The sequence below is a fragment of the Paenibacillus sp. NPDC058071 genome (assembly GCF_042885235.1).
Taxonomy (GTDB): domain Bacteria; phylum Bacillota; class Bacilli; order Paenibacillales; family Paenibacillaceae; genus Pristimantibacillus.
On the sequence record NZ_JBHVSK010000002.1, the window covers coordinates 110,890 to 126,801 of the forward strand.

Here is a 15,912-nt window from a genome sequence, read left to right on the forward strand (position 1 = left end):
ACAGCTTTACGTTTAAATGTTCAGACCGTCTTGATTTTTGTGGCGTTTCAATAGGATTTGATTCTCTACTCGAACAAGACCCCGCAAGGAGTAAATCGACTCATGCATGAATTGTTCCATTTCGTCCATGCTCTCCACCAGAATATGGACGTGGAGCAGGCACGGCCCCGTCATTTCGTACAAGACGGCTACACGTTCGTTCGCTTTCAGCGCTTCCACCGTTTCGTCCAAGCTGGCTGGCTCTACCTCCAGCTCCAGGTAGGCGGATATTTTCTTCCCCAGCTTCTCAGCACTAATGACGATTGAGAACTGCTCGATAATGCCTTGATTGACCAGTCTATCAATGCGTTCCTTTACCGCAACGCCGGATAAGCCGACTTCCTTCGCGAGATTGGTATAGGAAGTTCTGCTATTTTGAGCCAGCCGCTGCAAAATATGATTATCGATCGAATCCAGCATTGCCTCACCTCTTCTGTCGTTATTGTACCAGATATCGAAAGGAAATGGACAACCGGGCGAGGCCATGTATGACTTCAAGGGAGAGAGAAGCGCTGCGGGTCAGAGGGTTCTTCCGATCGCCATTAAAGCCTGATTCCTTTATTAGATAGATGGTAGCGGTAGGAATCATGCTTTAAAAGCGACCACTATCGTTTCTCCAGAATCCCTCTGCCCCTCCGCTTTTTCTCCATTTTCGTCATGCAATGATTTAAAGTTTGAGCCAAAGAAAGGAGAAGAGGCTCTCCATCTAGTCACACGTTATAGCTTGTCCAGTTCTTCCAAAAGAGCCGGTCTCCTGGGGTACTGACTGCGCAGCGTTTGAATAACTTCCGTCTGCGCTTCCAGGCCCGCAACCTTCTTAAAGCTCTTCAATTTAGCGCATACCTTCTTGTAGTCCTTCCTGCCCATAGAAGCTCCCGCCGTATCCAAAATATAAGAAGCGTAAATGGCCGTAACCTCTTCTTTAAACTGCTGACTCAGCAAGGCCGCGTAGCGTTCAACTTCAATTGGGTTTCGCTTGACGTAACCGAGCAGTTCCGGATAATCACGCTCTTCCTCAATTAATTTCAAATATACGCTTCGTGCCCCCCAGCCAGCATTCCTCAATTCCAGCTTTATTTCTTCATATAGAGCAGCCGCATCTCCTGTGTGCAGCTGCTTCAGTTCCTCGTAATAGTCGTAGTCTCCGTCCAGCAGAAGCTCCCTTGCCAATATCCGCTGTTCTTCTTTCATAGACAACCCTTTATACGCGATATATCTAAAAGCTTTCCAATCATCAACGAGTCCGTGGAACTTTCGATCCTGCTGCTCCCCTTCAGTGGCGAGCTCGATTACTTGGTCAAATTGTTTCAGGTCAGCATACTTCGTCAACATTCTTTTCCTGATAGAGGAGACGCTTCGGTTTTCCGCCATAAAACGTTCCGCTTCCTCTTCCGTTCCATATTGGACGATCAGCTCAAGCAGCAGTTCCAGCGGTTTCTCCCTGTTATATTTCGAGTCTTTTCCGCTATAATCATCAACCCATTGCTGAAGCTTTGAGACGAGCTTGTTCCGGAGAGGCTCAGCATCGGCGAAAAGGGCGCATAGGCTAATAAGATCGAATCGAAATTCCTCCCACCCGTCAAACGTCGAACTCTCGCTCTGTTTCAGCAGCAGGAGGAATAACTGCTCTCTTGCTTGAGGCTCAGCGCCGACGATTGCCTCCGCAATATCCCGGATCCGCTGAACGGCATTTCTCGCTAACCACCCGATATGCCCGCCGGAATCATCTGCGTACTGGAAGGAATCGACCGCTTTTTTCAACAGCTCCACAGCGATATTGGCCGACAGCAGAGCGTCCCCTTCATTGCTGATGGATAAGATTTCTTCCAACTCATCTGCAAAAGAGGAAACTGAATAATAGTTGATAAATCCGCCTCTGCCTTTGTACTTGCGGACGATGGCGGTCATCATCTTTTTATATTTGTTCAGCTCATCCGAATGATTTCCTGGAGCGTATTTGAAATAAAGGCTCTTGCCCAACACTTCGTCCTTCTCGGCGGCATTTACAATAATATCGATCAATTGTTGTTTGGAGAGCGGCTTCAGCAGCTCCGAGAGCTCTGGGCGCTTGTCTGTTTCTTTTTCCGCCGAACTGTCATTTCCCCCACCCAGCATCTCTCGAAGCTTATAAAGCGCCGCCGCCTGATGCTTGCAGACCGGCCCCAGTTCGTAGGGACAATCGCATGAAACGGATTCGACATTGCGGTCATCGTCCAGACGCACGAAAATCTCATACCGCTCGCTGCCTTCGATATAAAAAATGTATTCGTTCGCTCCCTGTTTTTTCGTTTCAGCAATATAGCCTTCCGCAAAATAATGGCTTCCTCTTTTCAAAATCAAATCATCGACAGAGCTTTCAAAGTCATTAATATTCACGTCCAGAACATCCCCTTTCTCGAAATCGCAATCTGTTTCTAGTCCAGTGACTTGCAGTTTTCTAGCATCATACGGGTGAATATGCGGGCTGTCAATAACATACTGAACTGGCGCAAAAAAAGCCTGAGTCTCTAGCGTCGAAGGACGCTGGACTCAGGCGCTTATTCATTTTAAACCTATTTATTGTTCATACCACTCAAGCAGCTTGGCAACAGCCTCGCGCTGCACATCTTCGCTGCGCTGGAACGAGCTGAGCGGCAATGCCCAATAACGAGCTTCCGCCACTTCGTCCTCATAAGCAAACACTGTACCGTCGTCGTAAAACGGTTGATCGGAATCAAACACGCAGGACTGCAGCCAACCGTATTCAAGCGGCGTATTGGCATTTTTCCGGTTGCAGCCGGCGGCGATTATGCTAGGCACAACGCGATCATACGCATAATGGTACAGTTGAACGTTAACGGCCAGCAGCTTGCCAGTAACATCGGCGGGGCGGCTGTAATAACGGCACATATATTGCGGAAGAAACGTTACGGGCTGGCCCGCCGTTTGACGAATGTCGTCGCTCGATTCGCTGCCGATTTTAGATCCATTAACGGGAACGAAACCCGCTTGCGCAAGCTGTGCATCCACGTCCTTCAGCAGCAAAAGACCATTGCTGATTAATTGGCGAACATTTTCAACCGATACCCGCAAAATTTCGTTTTGATCCATAAAAGTTCCTCCTGCTTCTGTTAGTTATCTGTGTTGATGAGGGCGCGCTTCGATGAACGGTTATTCTTGGCGCAGCTCAAGCGTTACTCTTCGGTTTCCCAATTGATGGCCGACAAACGAAAAAACAAGCACCGCGGCTATCGTCAAAGCCGTTCCCATAATCGATATGAGCTTATAATCGAAAACCAATCCGCTCGAATCAATTAAGCTTAAAATATACGTTAGCAGCATGCCGATCGCTATGCCCTGTATGATTCCGATCAGCACATAAAGAACGGCTTGGGTGACAATAATTTTACGGATTCCCGCCCGATCGACCGCAATCGCCCTCAGTATCGCATACTCTTTTCTTTTCGAATAAACATGATTGACGAGCATCGTAAAGACGCCCACGATGACGCTGACAAGCACGACGACGAGAGCCGCTACAAAGAAATACCAGCGTTGATAAAACATTTGCTCGGACCTTTTCATCGCCTGGTCGTAACTTTCCATGTTAAGTTCGGGGTAAGCATGCCGAATTCCTTCCAGTTGACGCAAAGCGCTGTCCACATCGTTGGCGCTGACATAAGCTTTTTCGAATGAAAGAAACGACTGGCCCGCAAGCTCGTTGCTCCAGTCCATATAAGCATCAACATAACTGCCGGGTATTTCGTTCAAAATATCGGCGATCTCAACCGTATAGCTGCGATATTGATCCATCTCCACTGTTAATCGAAGCTCGATCGTTTCTCCGATTTTCAAGTTATTGGATAGAGCTGTCTCTTTCGACACGAAAATCGCGCGTTCCGGCTGATCGGGCACGCGATGCAGCAATCCTTGCCGTTCCATTCCCTTCAAATCGGCCAATTGATAATCGATATACCGGCCGTTTTTCGCTAATCGAATTGCGGCCGCCGTACTTGTCGTGCTTGCCTCTTGAACTGATGGCAAACGGCTAATCGCAGCAAGTAGCTCGGCAGGATCAATATCGGACTTCTCGCCGGCCTGAATCCCAATCACGATCGGCGCGGGATACAGGCGGTTTATGTAGTACTGCTCGTTCGTTCGAACCGTTTTAAAAAACGCAGAGCCAAACACCGCAATAACCAGCATCGTACTGACCGTAACGATGACAAACGTATTCCGTCTCACCTGCGGGATCACATTCCTCACCGCAACGTAAGATTCCCGGCCAAATACCAGCTTGAGAAGCGGAGCAAGCTTCGCAAGCAATACAGAAAGGTATAGCGGCAGCACGGCGAGCAAACCGATCACCGTTAGCAGGCCCGATAGCAAAATAAACAGTGGAGAACGCAGCCAGAAGTGTCCGGCAACGAGCAGCGCTGCTCCGGCTGCCAAGCTAAAGGCAGGCAAACCGTAGGATGCTTTAATACGGGTAAAATCGTTCTCTTCATTCCGCTGCCAGATTTGGACCGGCAGCTCCTTCAAGCTTCGGAAGGACGGGAGCAGCATAGCTAGCCAAATGGCGACCGCGCAAATGGCGGCAGTTATGAATGCGGCGGCATACGGAAAAGCTGAAAGATCGCTTGTCAGGTTAAAAAGAGCGCCCATTTTCCGATACACGAACTGATGCGTGAGCCAAGCGATGAAATAGCCAAGCCCGGCTCCGACCAGGCTGATCAGCCCGCATTGAAACGAGGCTAGTCTCACCATTTGCCCAGTCGAAGCGCCTATGGACCGAAGAATGGCGAGCTCGTTTTTATTTTTATATAAAAACTGCTGGAAATTGGCAATCAGCAGAAGCGCCGTCACCACAATGACTAGAATAGAGAGAACGATCGTATAAACCTGATACGACTGCAAATTCCTTGCCGCCTCTGCATGACCGGCGCTGCCGCCTGCAGCCGACTGCCGGACATAGATAGAGAAGGACATCATTGTAACGATTAGCGAAACCGCCAGCGATACGGTCGTCACGCACGCCGCAGCTATGAACTTATTAGCACCGAAAAAGCGCAGCGCCAGCCCGCTTAACGAAAGAATCATTGGATCTCTCCATTGATACGTCTGAATTTGTTTAATAATCGATTCATATTTTCTTCGTGCCGGTATCTGCCGAAATTCTCAAGCTCATCGACAATTGTGCCGTCGTGAAAAAAAACCGTACGATCCGCATAGGCGGCAACGGTTGGATCATGGGTGACGAGAACGATGCTTTGGCCCAGCTCTCGCTTCATCCCGATCAGCAAATTCAAAATGTCGAGTGAGGTGTTAAAGTCCAAATTGCCCGTCGGTTCATCTGCCAGCAAAATCGGTGGAGACGTAATTAAGGCCCGCCCGATGCCGACGCGCTGCTGCTGCCCTCCGGATAATTCAACGGGGCGATGCGCGCGCCAGTCGGTTAGACCGACCAATTGCAGCATCTGATCAACCTTACGCCGAATCTCTTTGTTGGACAGCCCTTTCAGTACGAGCGGTAATGCTATATTTTCCTCCACACTTAAATCCTTCAGTAAATGAAAGGATTGAAAAACAAATCCGATATGTTCGCGCCGGAAATGGGTCGCGTGCGGTTCCGTAAACATCTTATCCGGCTTGAGGCCTTGAAGCGTCACCTCGCCGCCGGTCGGCTCGTCGAGCGTTCCCAAAATGTTTAGCAGCGTACTTTTCCCCGAACCGCTCGTCCCCATGACGGCAAGCATCTCGCCCTTATGAAGCCGGAAAGAAACCTGATTAAGTGCCCGAACCGCATGACCGTTTCGGTGATAAATTTTGCTTACATTTCTGACCGACAAAATCGCTTCTCCACGGCTCATGCCGTATTCCGCCTTTCTGTCTGTATGAAACTCGCCCCCAATGAACCATGTTCTGCCTGACCGGTGGGTTTGCTGACGAATGGATAGAAGGGGGATTTCGTTTCATGAACCGCTTTCCAAGCTGCATCGTGGCTGAATGGAACGGAGGCTTCCTTTTTTGTATGGTTAATGAGGGGGCTACCTTTATCATACCTGCGATTTCGCGCCGCGTCCGTGTCTAATACCATCGGCAATATGTCAGATTTCACGATATTGATGGCAAGCGGCACCTGATGAGCATTTTTTATAAACATGTGATAACATGTGCCTATCGAATTCATTACGGGTACATCAAGATTGAAGGTGAAACCATGTCCATTCGCATTAAGCTGCTATTATCTTTTACAAGCATGCTAGTTATAAGCCTTTTGTTTATTTTGTTGACAGCGAGCCTCTATACGATTGCCTCGACCGGCGATCTGCAAAGCTTTCGCGATATTTATAAAGTGCATTACCGGGTAAATCCGCTCACCGAGCAAGGAGACGCCATTTTTCAGGAGCTAAAATTTATCGCTAAAAACGATCCCGACCAGTTGTTGGACAAACCGCTGCTGAAAGAATACGACATGAAGCTGCGAGCGGAGAAATCAGGATTATTCGTCCGAAGCGGGGATGAACAAATTTTCGAGTCGCATACGTTCGGCCAGCCGGAGCTGAAGCAGGGACTGCCTCCGTACGATCTCGAGAACAATCAAATTCGCGGCACTTTTAATATCGGCGAACGTTTCTATGCTTATGCTAAATTTGATTACCGCTATTCGGACGGCACAATGGGCGGCGTGTTCGTCATTCGCGAGCGCAGTCCGTTCGCAGAGCTTACTCGCAAGCTGCTGCCCGTACTCTCCCTCGTCTTGATCGGCGTGCTCGTAGTCGCCAATCTGCTGTTGTACCGCTGGATGACGCGCAGCTTTATTAAACCGCTGTTCCAGCTCCGCAACTCGGCCGAGCGAATTAAGGAAGGCAATTTGCAATTCAAGCTTGAGCTCGGTTCGAACGACGAGGTCGGACAGTTGAATGAATCGTTCGAGAGCATGCGGCGGCAGCTGCAGCAATCGAATGAGCTTCGGCAGCAAGACGAACGAAACCGCAAGGAGCTGATCGCGAGCATTTCCCACGATCTGCGCACACCTCTCACCGATATTAAAGGATATATCGAAGGCATTCGGGACGGAGTAGCCAACACGCCGGACAAAATGGAAACGTACGTTAACATCATTCATTCAAAGGCGGCCAGTATGGATAAGCTTGTGGATGAGCTGTTCCTCTATTCCAAGCTGGATCTTAATCAAGAGCCGTTTCTGTTCAAACGAATCGATCTGGTCGATTTTCTTGAAGACAGCATCGAGGAGTTGCACTACGACTTGCAAGGCAAGAATGTAGAATTGGAATGGCGAAATGAAGCGAGCCGGCCGGTTATGGTCGACGTCGACTTGGATAAGCTGAAGCGAGCCGTCGTCAATATTTCGGACAACGCGCTGAAATACATGAAGGAAGGAAGCAAACGCTTCTCCATCGTGCTGCGAGCCGATGCCGAATGGGCGACTGTCGAGTTCCGCGATAACGGAGTGGGAATTCCGGAGGACGCGCTGCCGTTTGTATTCGAACGGTTCTATAGAGCGGAGCCATCTCGCAATTCCACGACGGGAGGAAGCGGGCTTGGACTAGCGATCGCGCGGCAAATTGCGGAAGGTCATGGCGGAACAATAAGAGTGGAAAGCCGCTTAGGCGAAGGCACAAGCCTGTTTATTCAGTTGAAGCGAGCATCGGACAACGGACTATAACGAAGGGGTACGGGACGGTCATGACAAAAATATTGATCATTGAAGACGAGCAGACAATCGCAAGCCTCGAGCGGGATTACTTCGAGCTGCACGGCTTTTCCGTGGATGTATGCCACGACGGAATCGAAGGGCTAGCGCTCGCACTCGGTGATGATTACAACCTGATCATCGTCGATTTGATGCTGCCGGGCTTGGACGGCTTTGAGCTGTGCCGGCGGATTCGGGAGGCCAAGGAAGTTCCGATTCTCGTCGTATCCGCACGGAAAGAAGAGATCGACAAAATCCGAACCTTCAATCTCGGCGCTGACGACTACGTGACGAAGCCATTTAGCCCAAGCGAGCTGGTCGCAAGAGCCAAAGCACATCTGACCCGCTACGAGCGGCTGCTTGGCAAGGGCAGACCTGAGGAACATGATGAGATTCGCGTACGAGGACTTCATATCGATAAAACTTCGCGACGGGTCTACGTTGGCGGAGACGAAGTTCCGATTACGACCAAAGAGTTCGACCTGCTCGTCTTTCTTGCCAGCCACCCAAACCGCGTGTTCAGCAAAACCGAGCTGTTCGAACGAATTTGGGGAATGGACTCGAACGGCGACATCGCGACGGTTACCGTCCATATTCGCAAGCTTCGCAGCAAGCTGGAAACCGATCCAGCTCAACCGGAGTACATCGAGACGGTGTGGGGCGCCGGTTACCGTTTCAACGGTTAACCTCGCTGTTGTCGGTTAAGGCTCAAACTTCAAATCAGTGCTTGACGGAAAAGGTGAGAAAAGCGAAGGGTCAGAGGGATTCTGGAGAAACGATAGTGGTCGCTTTTAAAGCATGATTCCTACCGCAAACCTCTATCAAATAAAGGAATCAGGCTTTAAAGGCGATCGGAAGAACCCTCTGACCCGCAGCGTCTCCTCTCACTTGAAGTCAGGCACTGATTTCTGTTTTGAGCCAAAAAATAAATCGAAGTTTATACTTTTTTAATCTTCTCTTTTCCGGCAGTTTCTTTTCAGCCGTTATGCTTGGTGTACGGGAAACCGACTACCGATCAGGGAGGAATAGAAGATGAACACGATGAATAAAAAGATTGCTGCCATTCTGGCGGCTACTGTTATAGGGGGCGCTTCGCTGTCATCCATTCTGCCGGCCGCTCAAGCTTTCGCAGCCGCGCCGACCGAGGCGAACGCAGTCGCCGTATTGTCTTCGTTAACCGATAAGCAAATCCAAGCCGCAGTGCAAGAGCTGGCGAAGCTGGGCATTATGGAAGGCTACGCCGATAATACGATGGGTGAAGCTAGACAGGTTACACGGGCTGAGCTTGCGAAGCTGCTCGTCAAAACGTTCGACCTGAAAAGCGCTGGCACAACATCATTCAGCGATGTTCGCCCGGAAGCCTGGTATGCAGACTACGTTACAACGGCCGCAGAGCTTGGCGTTCTGCAGGCGAACGGCAGCGCATTCGATCCGCGCGGCACAGTAACTGATTCGGAGCTTACCGCAGCCGTAGCCAAAGCGCTTGGACGCGATTTGAAATCGGTCGAGCATTGGATGAGTTCGTTCTATTCGTTCGCAAGCCATGCTACTCGAGGCGAGGCTGCTTATTTGCTGCAAACGGCGCATCGCGCTATTCCTTCTGAGCAAGCGTCTATTACGGACGTCCGGTCGCTGAACGCGATTACGCTCATCGTCACTTTCGACAAGCCGCTGACAGCTGCCGACGAGGTGTTCGCCAAAGCGAAAACCGACTTCTCCTTTAACGGAGACTTGACACTGACGAACATGCCGCGGCTGAAAACGGGCTCCGTATCGACGTATATCGTACCGACCTCCGTGCAGCAAGCGGGTACGGAATACAGCCTGACCTATAAAGGACAAAACGCTGGATCTTTCCAAGGAAGCGGAACGAAACTCGCGATCACATCCGCAAGCCAAGTAACAAACGATACGTTCGAGCTTGCGTCGCTGCAAGCGAATGGCGTAGTAGATTACGGCTATATCATTTCCGCTTACAGCGGAGGACGCGGAGCCAACGCTTTCGTATTGGATGACAACGAACAAGCGAACGGAAAGACCTTCCAGATCATTTCTTCGATGCAAGCTCGCCAAGTGACGATCACACCGGAAGGCGGAGCACCGATTGTAGCCAAATATGTGCCGTTCACGCAATCCACGGACGGTAAACAAGAGCCGAAGTTCCGCTTGCCGGAAGGTCAGCAGCTTGAGCCTGGCGTCAAGTATACGGTCACGTCGGACTGGGCGGATATCGCGGAGGCGTCGTTTACGGCAGGCTCGTTCGAACCGCTGCAAATCACTTCTGCCAAAGCAACCGGCGAGACGTCGATCGAAGTTACGCTGGCGCAAGATCCAGGCGACGAATTGTTCTCCGGCCGCAGTGTAACGCTAACTGCGCCTAACGGCGACAAACTGACAGCAACGTACAAATATTCGAGCCGAAAAGGCGCAACGGGCGTATTTGATCTTGCGAACAACGGAAAACTAGCCGCCGATACGGTATATACAATCGAGCCAGCAGGCGATTGGGCCGTCGCGTCGGACGTGACTCTCGGTCAGAAATAATCGACCTCAAAGCGAAAGGAGCGTCGGGTGAATGACAATGCGAAGGCTGGCCGCCGCAATTGGCTGGATGCTGATCTTTGCCCTGCTCCAGGGCTGCGGCAGTCAGGAATCAGGAGCTAACGATAATCGCAACGGACAAGGAGGCTTGCCGATGAAGTACGAAGAAGACTTGCTTCAAGCGGTGGAACGGCGCGATACAACCGCCGTGAAAAAGCTGCTCGCAGAAGGAGCGCAGGTTGACGCGAAGGATAATAAAGAACGCACCGCGCTGATGATCGCGACTTACAATAACGATGTCGCGACGGCCCATGTGCTAATTGCTGAGGGAGCGGATGTGAACGCACAGGACGATATGCTGAACAGCCCGTTTCTGTATGCCGGCGCCGAAGGCTATCTTGACGTCTTGAAGCTGACGATTGCAGCAGGAGCGGACCCTGCCGTGACGAACCGCTATGGCGGAACGGCGTTAATCCCCGCTTCTGAGCACGGCTACGTCGAAGTCGTCCGATTACTTCTGACCGAGACGACAGTCGACGTTAACCACGTCAACCGTCTCGGCTGGACCGCCTTGCTTGAAGCGATTCTCCTGAACGACGGCGGCGAGAAGCAGCAGCAAACGATCAGCCTCTTGATCGAGCACGGCGCGGACGTCAACTTGCCCGACGCCGACGGCGTTTCCCCGCTTTCTCATGCGCGAAGCCGCGGATTCGACGCCATCGTACGTCAACTGGAGCAGGCCGGAGCGAAGTAAGCCCGCGCCTACGCCCATCGCTGTGAACCGTCCTGTATGATATGATAGGCGTATCGGAAACAATACGCTTATGCCATAAGGAGCGGACCATGGACAAGAAGTCATATGAGTCAATCGATCACTATATTGCCGACGCTTCATCCGAAGCGCAGCCAATCCTTCGTAAGCTGCGTGAAGTCATTCGGGAAGCGGCGCCGGATGCGGTTGAGACGATCAGCTATCAGATGCCAACCTTCGCGCTGAACGGTCCGGTCGTGCACTTCGCCGCATTCAAGAATCATATCGGACTGTATCCGGCCCCGAGCGGCATCGATCGTTTCGAAGAAGAGCTGAAGCCGTACCGAACGGGTAAAGGCACGCTGCAATTCCCATTCGATCAACCGCTTCCTTACCCGCTTATTAGCCGAATCGTCGCTTACCGAGTTGCCGCTAATCGCGAGAAAGCGGCCGCGAAGCGAAAGAAAAAAGTTTAAAGAAGCTGCAAAGCTAGGAATGGCTTTACACTCAATAGCCTACTGAAAAAACCAAGCTCATGTGCATCAGGGCTTGGTTTTTTGCAGCTTTCCTATGCTTTGCCGCATACGAATATAAATTCATTTCCTTCGTGAACAGGAGTACCGTCATACCACCCATACTCTTCCTTTATCGTGAAGCCCGAGGCAGCAAGGAGCTGCCTAATATCGTCCTCGTAAAAATACCTTAACCGAATGCTGTCGCGGAATTGTTCCACTTGTCCTCCGCTCTTGTATACGCGATAAGTGTAATCGGTGTACAGCAGACGTTTTTCGAGATCATAAGCCCTTTGAATCGAATGCCGCGTTACCCTGTCTCCGTTCTCCAGAAAGGATTCGAAATCGAGCCTTTCGCTAGAGCTCAGCCACCATTCCCCGATTTCTTTCCTGGGCTTGAACACATTTATAATAAACTGTCCCTCATCCTCCAAGTGGCGATATACGCAGGAGAGGCATTGCAACGCCTGCTCATCCGACTCTATAGCTTGGAAGCTGCGAAACGGAATGAAAATCAGCTTAAACCTTTCGGACAGCGAAAAACTCGTCAAATCGCCTAGCATCGGATGGATACGCCGCTGCGCATCGGCAGACAGCCTGTCAATCTTCTCATTCATCACGTCCAGCATGCTGCTCGAATAATCGAGCCCCCATACAGGGATGCCTTTCTCCACGAGAGGGATAGCAATTCTTCCCGTACCGCATGCCAGTTCAAGCGTTTTACCACCAAGCCTGCCTGCTCTTTTCAAGTAAAAATCAATGTCGGCGGAGAATACCGCCCGATTATCGGCATCATACAGCTTGGCAATATTCGAATATTCGTTGTCCACACGGTTACCTCCCGGAGGTTTTCCACTCCTCAGCCAAAATCGCATAAACGCAATCATCGTACCATTGGTCATTCATCCGGTAGCTTTTAATAAAATGGGCTTCTTTTCTGAATCCCACTTTTTCAAGCAGCTTTATCGACTTATGGTTGTCCGGATCGACTGAACCTGTAATTCGATGCTTGCCCAGCCCGCCAAACAAATAATCGATCACTGCTCTAACCGCTTCGGAAGCATACCCTACCCCTTGATTTTCAGGGGAAAAAGAATAGCCGATCTCCATCTGAAAATCATCATCCATAAAATGAATGCCGATATCGCCGACCAGCTCTCCATCCTTCAAGCAAACAGCTAATTGCAGCCATGAGTCTCTTGTATTCGGTACGACAGCCATATTCGCAGAGATAAACTTCTCCGCATCGCTTACGTCCTCTGGTTTCCATGACTGATACTTATATACCTCAGGCATAGAGCGATAGTTGAAAAACCGGTCTCTGTCCTTCATTTCAAGCGTTCGAACAAACAATCGATCCGTTTCAATTCTAGTAAATCTATTCATACACAATCTCCATTTCTGCTAAAAAACTGCAAACACCGTATTGCTTACATACACCTAGGCGCAAAGTTTACCTCCGAATATTATATCACTCCTATTCATTCAAAACCTGTCCATTGAGCGCTCGCATTGGCGCCGGCAACAATAAAAAAACTCAAGCGATAAACTCGCTTGAGTTCGCTTGAGTTTAACCATAATTTTTATCCGGTAACGCTGCTGCTAATCTCTGCTTTTGCATTTGGATTAACGGGAGTCTTCAATCCTAAGTGACTGCGCAGCGTATCGCCCTCGTATTCTTCTCGGAACAAACCGCGTCTTTGCAGCTCCGGTATGACGTAATCCACAATATTATTCAAGTCTTCCGGGAAGGTTGGCGGAATAATATTGAACCCATCGGCTGCTCCTTCCACAAACCATTGCTCCAATTGATCGGCAATTTGCTCCGGCGTTCCAATTACTTCGAGATGCCCGCGAGCTGAAGAGATACGCTCGTAGATGTCGCGAAGCGTTTTTAATCCTTCCTTATTAGCGATATCGCAAATGATCTTATACCGAATGCGAGGGTTAGTCGCATCTGCGTAAGTATCATAATCGGGGAAAGGATCGTCGGGATGAAAGCCTCTAAAATCGATTTGCGTAAACTCCGACAAAAACAGAAGTCCAGCGCCCGGCATAATCAATTTGTTCAGCTCCTGGCGCTTTTGCCGCGCTTCTTCTTCCGTCTTCGCGACCGTAATATAAGCCCCTGGCATAATCTTCACATCTTCTCGACCGCGATTATATTTTGCCAGCCGGCCCTTCAAGTCTTCATAGAATGCCTTCCCGATCGGCAATATCGGCGCCGCCGTGAACACGACCTCCGCTGTTCTCGCAGCGAGCTCTTTCCCAGCCTCCGATGACCCGGCTTGCACGATAACCGGGTGTCCTTGCGGCGGCTCCGGCGCGTCCAGCAATCCACTGACGCGGAACCATTTGCCGTCATGCCGGATCGGATGAACCTTCGAGGTATCAAGAAATTGTCCGTTTTCTTTATCCACAATAAGAGCGTCTCTTTCGATCGAGAACCAGAATTTCTTCGCAACATCGATAAACTCTTCGGCGCGCTCATACCTTGCGGCATGAGACAAATGCTCTTCTTTGCCGTAAACGGTCGCTTCCAGATCGTTAGCCGATGTGACGACGTTCCAGCCAGCCCTCCCTTTGGATAAATGGTCCAAGGAACCGAATTTTCTTGCGATATGAAACGGCTCATTGTACGTCGTGGAAGCCGTAACCGTAAGTCCGATCTTCTTAGTAGAGCTTGCGATGGCTGCCAGAATCATCAGCGGGTCCAGCTTTAATTCCGAATAGGAGCTTGCTTCAATGGGACGCGCAACCGAGTCGGCGATAAACAACATATCGAACTTGCCGCGTTCCGCTGCTTGCGCAATTTCAATCAAATAATCGATATCGTAATTACGATGCGATTGCGAGGAAGGATGCCGCCAGCTTGCTAGATGCTGTCCAGGCAACTGAATGAACAGTCCTAAGCTCATTTTCTTTTTACTCATTCGATCATGCTCCTCCGTGTTAATAATGGCTATTAGGAATGGTACGTGGTTTTCGCTGAGTCAGCCGTCTTACTCACTGCCTTCTTCCCTGTCTCAGGAAGGAAGAATAGAATGAGCAACAGCGAGAGAAGGGGCAGGCTCACCGCCAACGCGGCAGCATTCCCCAATCCGAGCGAAAGGGCAAGCATCGTTACCGTTACCGGAACCAAAATTTGACCTAAACGGCCAACAATATTGTTGGACCAGGCCATTGCTCCCGCACGAATCTCTGTAGGAAACAGCTCATTAGTAATCGTCGAACCGACAATGAGGAACGAATTCACGAAGCCAGCCGCGACAATGCTGCTGAACAGTACGGCGTAAAAGTTGTGAAGGGTGAACATCAACACGCTGGACACACATCCGACGCTAATAATGATCGCTGCTGCGCGCTTGCGGCCGATTCGATCCATCAGCTTGCCGTTCATTGCAATGACCAGCATTCCGGTTACCGTTTGAGTTAGCAGCCCGATGCTCACCATCGTAGGCGTCCAGTTCAATTCATCGACGGCTCGCAGCGTAAAGAAATTCAACGTACCTTTAATGCCAAAATAGAGAAACACCCAAACAAGGGACATGATAACGGTGTATAGAAGAAATGGTTTTTTCCATGGTGCGAAGAACGCTTCTTTCGGAAGCTGCTGTTTGCCGAGCTTTCGCTCCTCCTGCAGCCGAAGAAAAGCTTCTGTTTCTGGGAGTCTGTTACGTAATAGAAATACGGGGATAAGCGGAAAGGCGCCGACGACATAAAGCACTCTCCAGCTAAGGCCGAGTTTTGTAATAACCGGGAGCAGGATGCCGATCAACAACGCGCCGAACACCGCAGTGAGCTGAAACCGTCCGACGGCGCTGCCTCGATGTTCGGGATCAAATTCCTCGCAGAGGATGATATACCCGACAGACCAACTGCTGATCAAGAAAATTCGTGCGGCAAATTGCAGAAAAATAAAAACATCAATGTTGGGGGCGAAAGCAGTAAGCAAGCTGAGCACCGAATACGAATAGACGCTTGCCAGATAGACGTTGCGGCGTCCGACCTTGTCCGCCATTCGGGATACGAAGAAGGCAACCATTGTTCCAATGGCGACGATGGACAGCGCATATCCCGACATCTGGGTTGAGATATTATAGTCGTCAACAATATAAGGCAACGCTATACTCAGAACCGCGTCGTCGAAGCCTTCGAAAAAAGCTCCCAAAATGAGAATAGGCCAAAGCATTTTTTGGCGTGAATTCATCGTAAACTTCGTTTTAATAGACCATCCCTCCAAGGTTTGAGAGGCCTCCAATGGCATGGTCGGTCCTTCGGTATTCAGCTCAATCGAAACATACAATCATTTCATTTAAATGAACTAAAAGGATCATATCATACCCCTTTTTTTAAAAGCAATGATTTTTTCC

Annotated in this window: 14 protein-coding genes; 5 read left to right on the top strand and 9 right to left on the bottom strand. The window is 50.1% G+C overall.

All coding sequences use genetic code 11. The annotated features are described in order from the left end of the window. Positions 1-12 precede the first annotated feature (12 nt). The 5 genes from ACFVTB_RS03430 to ACFVTB_RS03450 all read right to left on the bottom strand — a co-directional run bounded on the left by ACFVTB_RS03430 (position 13) and on the right by ACFVTB_RS03450 (position 5,888). Positions 13-459, bottom strand: coding sequence for an Lrp/AsnC family transcriptional regulator (locus tag ACFVTB_RS03430; RefSeq protein ID WP_387745204.1), 447 nt, complete (start codon positions 457-459; stop codon positions 13-15). A 297-nt stretch (positions 460-756) separates the two neighbouring features. Beyond that, entirely contained in the window at positions 757-2,415 is a 1,659-nt protein-coding gene (locus ACFVTB_RS03435) for an SWIM zinc finger family protein (protein ID WP_387745207.1), read from the bottom strand. 180 nt (positions 2,416-2,595) lie between these two features. Beyond that, a complete protein-coding gene (locus ACFVTB_RS03440) occupies positions 2,596-3,129 on the bottom strand; it encodes a hypothetical protein (RefSeq protein ID WP_387745210.1) in 534 nt (177 codons plus the stop codon). Between the two features lie 60 nt (positions 3,130-3,189). Next, on the bottom strand, positions 3,190-5,118 hold the full coding sequence (locus ACFVTB_RS03445) for an FtsX-like permease family protein (protein ID WP_387745213.1): 1,929 nt from the start codon (positions 5,116-5,118) through the stop codon (positions 3,190-3,192). Continuing rightward, complete coding sequence (locus ACFVTB_RS03450; RefSeq protein WP_387745216.1) at positions 5,115-5,888, bottom strand: ABC transporter ATP-binding protein; 774 nt, start codon at positions 5,886-5,888, stop codon at positions 5,115-5,117. Before ACFVTB_RS03450 ends, ACFVTB_RS03445 begins: the two co-directional genes overlap by 4 nt. Before the next feature lie 350 nt (positions 5,889-6,238). Between ACFVTB_RS03450 and ACFVTB_RS03455 the strand changes: the two genes are divergently transcribed. From ACFVTB_RS03455 to ACFVTB_RS03475, 5 genes are all read left to right on the top strand, one after another. Then, on the top strand, positions 6,239-7,708 hold the full coding sequence (locus ACFVTB_RS03455; RefSeq protein WP_387745219.1) for a sensor histidine kinase: 1,470 nt from the start codon (positions 6,239-6,241) through the stop codon (positions 7,706-7,708). A gap of 20 nt (positions 7,709-7,728) precedes the next feature. Next, positions 7,729-8,421 (top strand): response regulator transcription factor, encoded by a 693-nt coding sequence (locus tag ACFVTB_RS03460; RefSeq protein WP_387745222.1) that lies wholly within the window; start codon positions 7,729-7,731, stop codon positions 8,419-8,421. Positions 8,422-8,767: 346 nt separating this feature from the next. Beyond that, entirely contained in the window at positions 8,768-10,279 is a 1,512-nt protein-coding gene (locus ACFVTB_RS03465) for an S-layer homology domain-containing protein (protein ID WP_387745225.1), read from the top strand. A gap of 37 nt (positions 10,280-10,316) precedes the next feature. Then, entirely contained in the window at positions 10,317-11,030 is a 714-nt protein-coding gene (locus tag ACFVTB_RS03470; RefSeq protein WP_387746174.1) for an ankyrin repeat domain-containing protein, read from the top strand. An 89-nt stretch (positions 11,031-11,119) separates the two neighbouring features. Beyond that, the gene (locus ACFVTB_RS03475) at positions 11,120-11,503 is read left to right on the top strand and encodes an iron chaperone (RefSeq protein WP_387745228.1); all 384 of its coding nucleotides are present in this window, start codon (positions 11,120-11,122) and stop codon (positions 11,501-11,503) included. A 92-nt stretch (positions 11,504-11,595) separates the two neighbouring features. Here the strand turns inward: ACFVTB_RS03475 and ACFVTB_RS03480 are convergent, their stop codons facing one another. The 4 genes from ACFVTB_RS03480 to ACFVTB_RS03495 all read right to left on the bottom strand — a co-directional run bounded on the left by ACFVTB_RS03480 (position 11,596) and on the right by ACFVTB_RS03495 (position 15,782). Further along, a complete protein-coding gene (locus ACFVTB_RS03480; protein ID WP_387745231.1) occupies positions 11,596-12,369 on the bottom strand; it encodes a class I SAM-dependent methyltransferase in 774 nt (257 codons plus the stop codon). Positions 12,370-12,373: 4 nt separating this feature from the next. After that, positions 12,374-12,925 carry a GNAT family N-acetyltransferase gene (locus ACFVTB_RS03485; RefSeq protein WP_387745234.1) on the bottom strand — a complete coding sequence of 184 codons (552 nt, stop codon included), beginning with the start codon at positions 12,923-12,925 and terminating at the stop codon, positions 12,374-12,376. 197 nt (positions 12,926-13,122) lie between these two features. Further along, positions 13,123-14,472 carry an LLM class flavin-dependent oxidoreductase gene (locus tag ACFVTB_RS03490; protein WP_387745237.1) on the bottom strand — a complete coding sequence of 450 codons (1,350 nt, stop codon included), beginning with the start codon at positions 14,470-14,472 and terminating at the stop codon, positions 13,123-13,125. A 32-nt stretch (positions 14,473-14,504) separates the two neighbouring features. Then, a complete protein-coding gene (locus ACFVTB_RS03495) occupies positions 14,505-15,782 on the bottom strand; it encodes an MFS transporter (RefSeq protein WP_387745240.1) in 1,278 nt (425 codons plus the stop codon). Positions 15,783-15,912: the final 130 nt, after the last annotated feature.

What these genes read in the sequence shown, in the direction of transcription:
- ACFVTB_RS03430 (WP_387745204.1), bottom strand. Translation starts at nt 459, where the DNA reads ATGCTGGATTCGATCGATAATCATATTTTGCAGCGGCTGGCTCAAAAT.
- ACFVTB_RS03440 (WP_387745210.1), bottom strand. Translation starts at nt 3,129, where the DNA reads ATGGATCAAAACGAAATTTTGCGGGTATCGGTTGAAAATGTTCGCCAA.
- ACFVTB_RS03445 (WP_387745213.1), bottom strand. Translation starts at nt 5,118, where the DNA reads ATGATTCTTTCGTTAAGCGGGCTGGCGCTGCGCTTTTTCGGTGCTAAT.
- ACFVTB_RS03450 (WP_387745216.1), bottom strand. Translation starts at nt 5,888, where the DNA reads ATGAGCCGTGGAGAAGCGATTTTGTCGGTCAGAAATGTAAGCAAAATT.
- ACFVTB_RS03455 (WP_387745219.1), top strand. Translation starts at nt 6,239, where the DNA reads ATGTCCATTCGCATTAAGCTGCTATTATCTTTTACAAGCATGCTAGTT.
- ACFVTB_RS03460 (WP_387745222.1), top strand. Translation starts at nt 7,729, where the DNA reads ATGACAAAAATATTGATCATTGAAGACGAGCAGACAATCGCAAGCCTC.
- ACFVTB_RS03465 (WP_387745225.1), top strand. Translation starts at nt 8,768, where the DNA reads ATGAACACGATGAATAAAAAGATTGCTGCCATTCTGGCGGCTACTGTT.
- ACFVTB_RS03470 (WP_387746174.1), top strand. Translation starts at nt 10,317, where the DNA reads ATGCGAAGGCTGGCCGCCGCAATTGGCTGGATGCTGATCTTTGCCCTG.
- ACFVTB_RS03475 (WP_387745228.1), top strand. Translation starts at nt 11,120, where the DNA reads ATGGACAAGAAGTCATATGAGTCAATCGATCACTATATTGCCGACGCT.
- ACFVTB_RS03485 (WP_387745234.1), bottom strand. Translation starts at nt 12,925, where the DNA reads ATGAATAGATTTACTAGAATTGAAACGGATCGATTGTTTGTTCGAACG.
- ACFVTB_RS03490 (WP_387745237.1), bottom strand. Translation starts at nt 14,472, where the DNA reads ATGAGTAAAAAGAAAATGAGCTTAGGACTGTTCATTCAGTTGCCTGGA.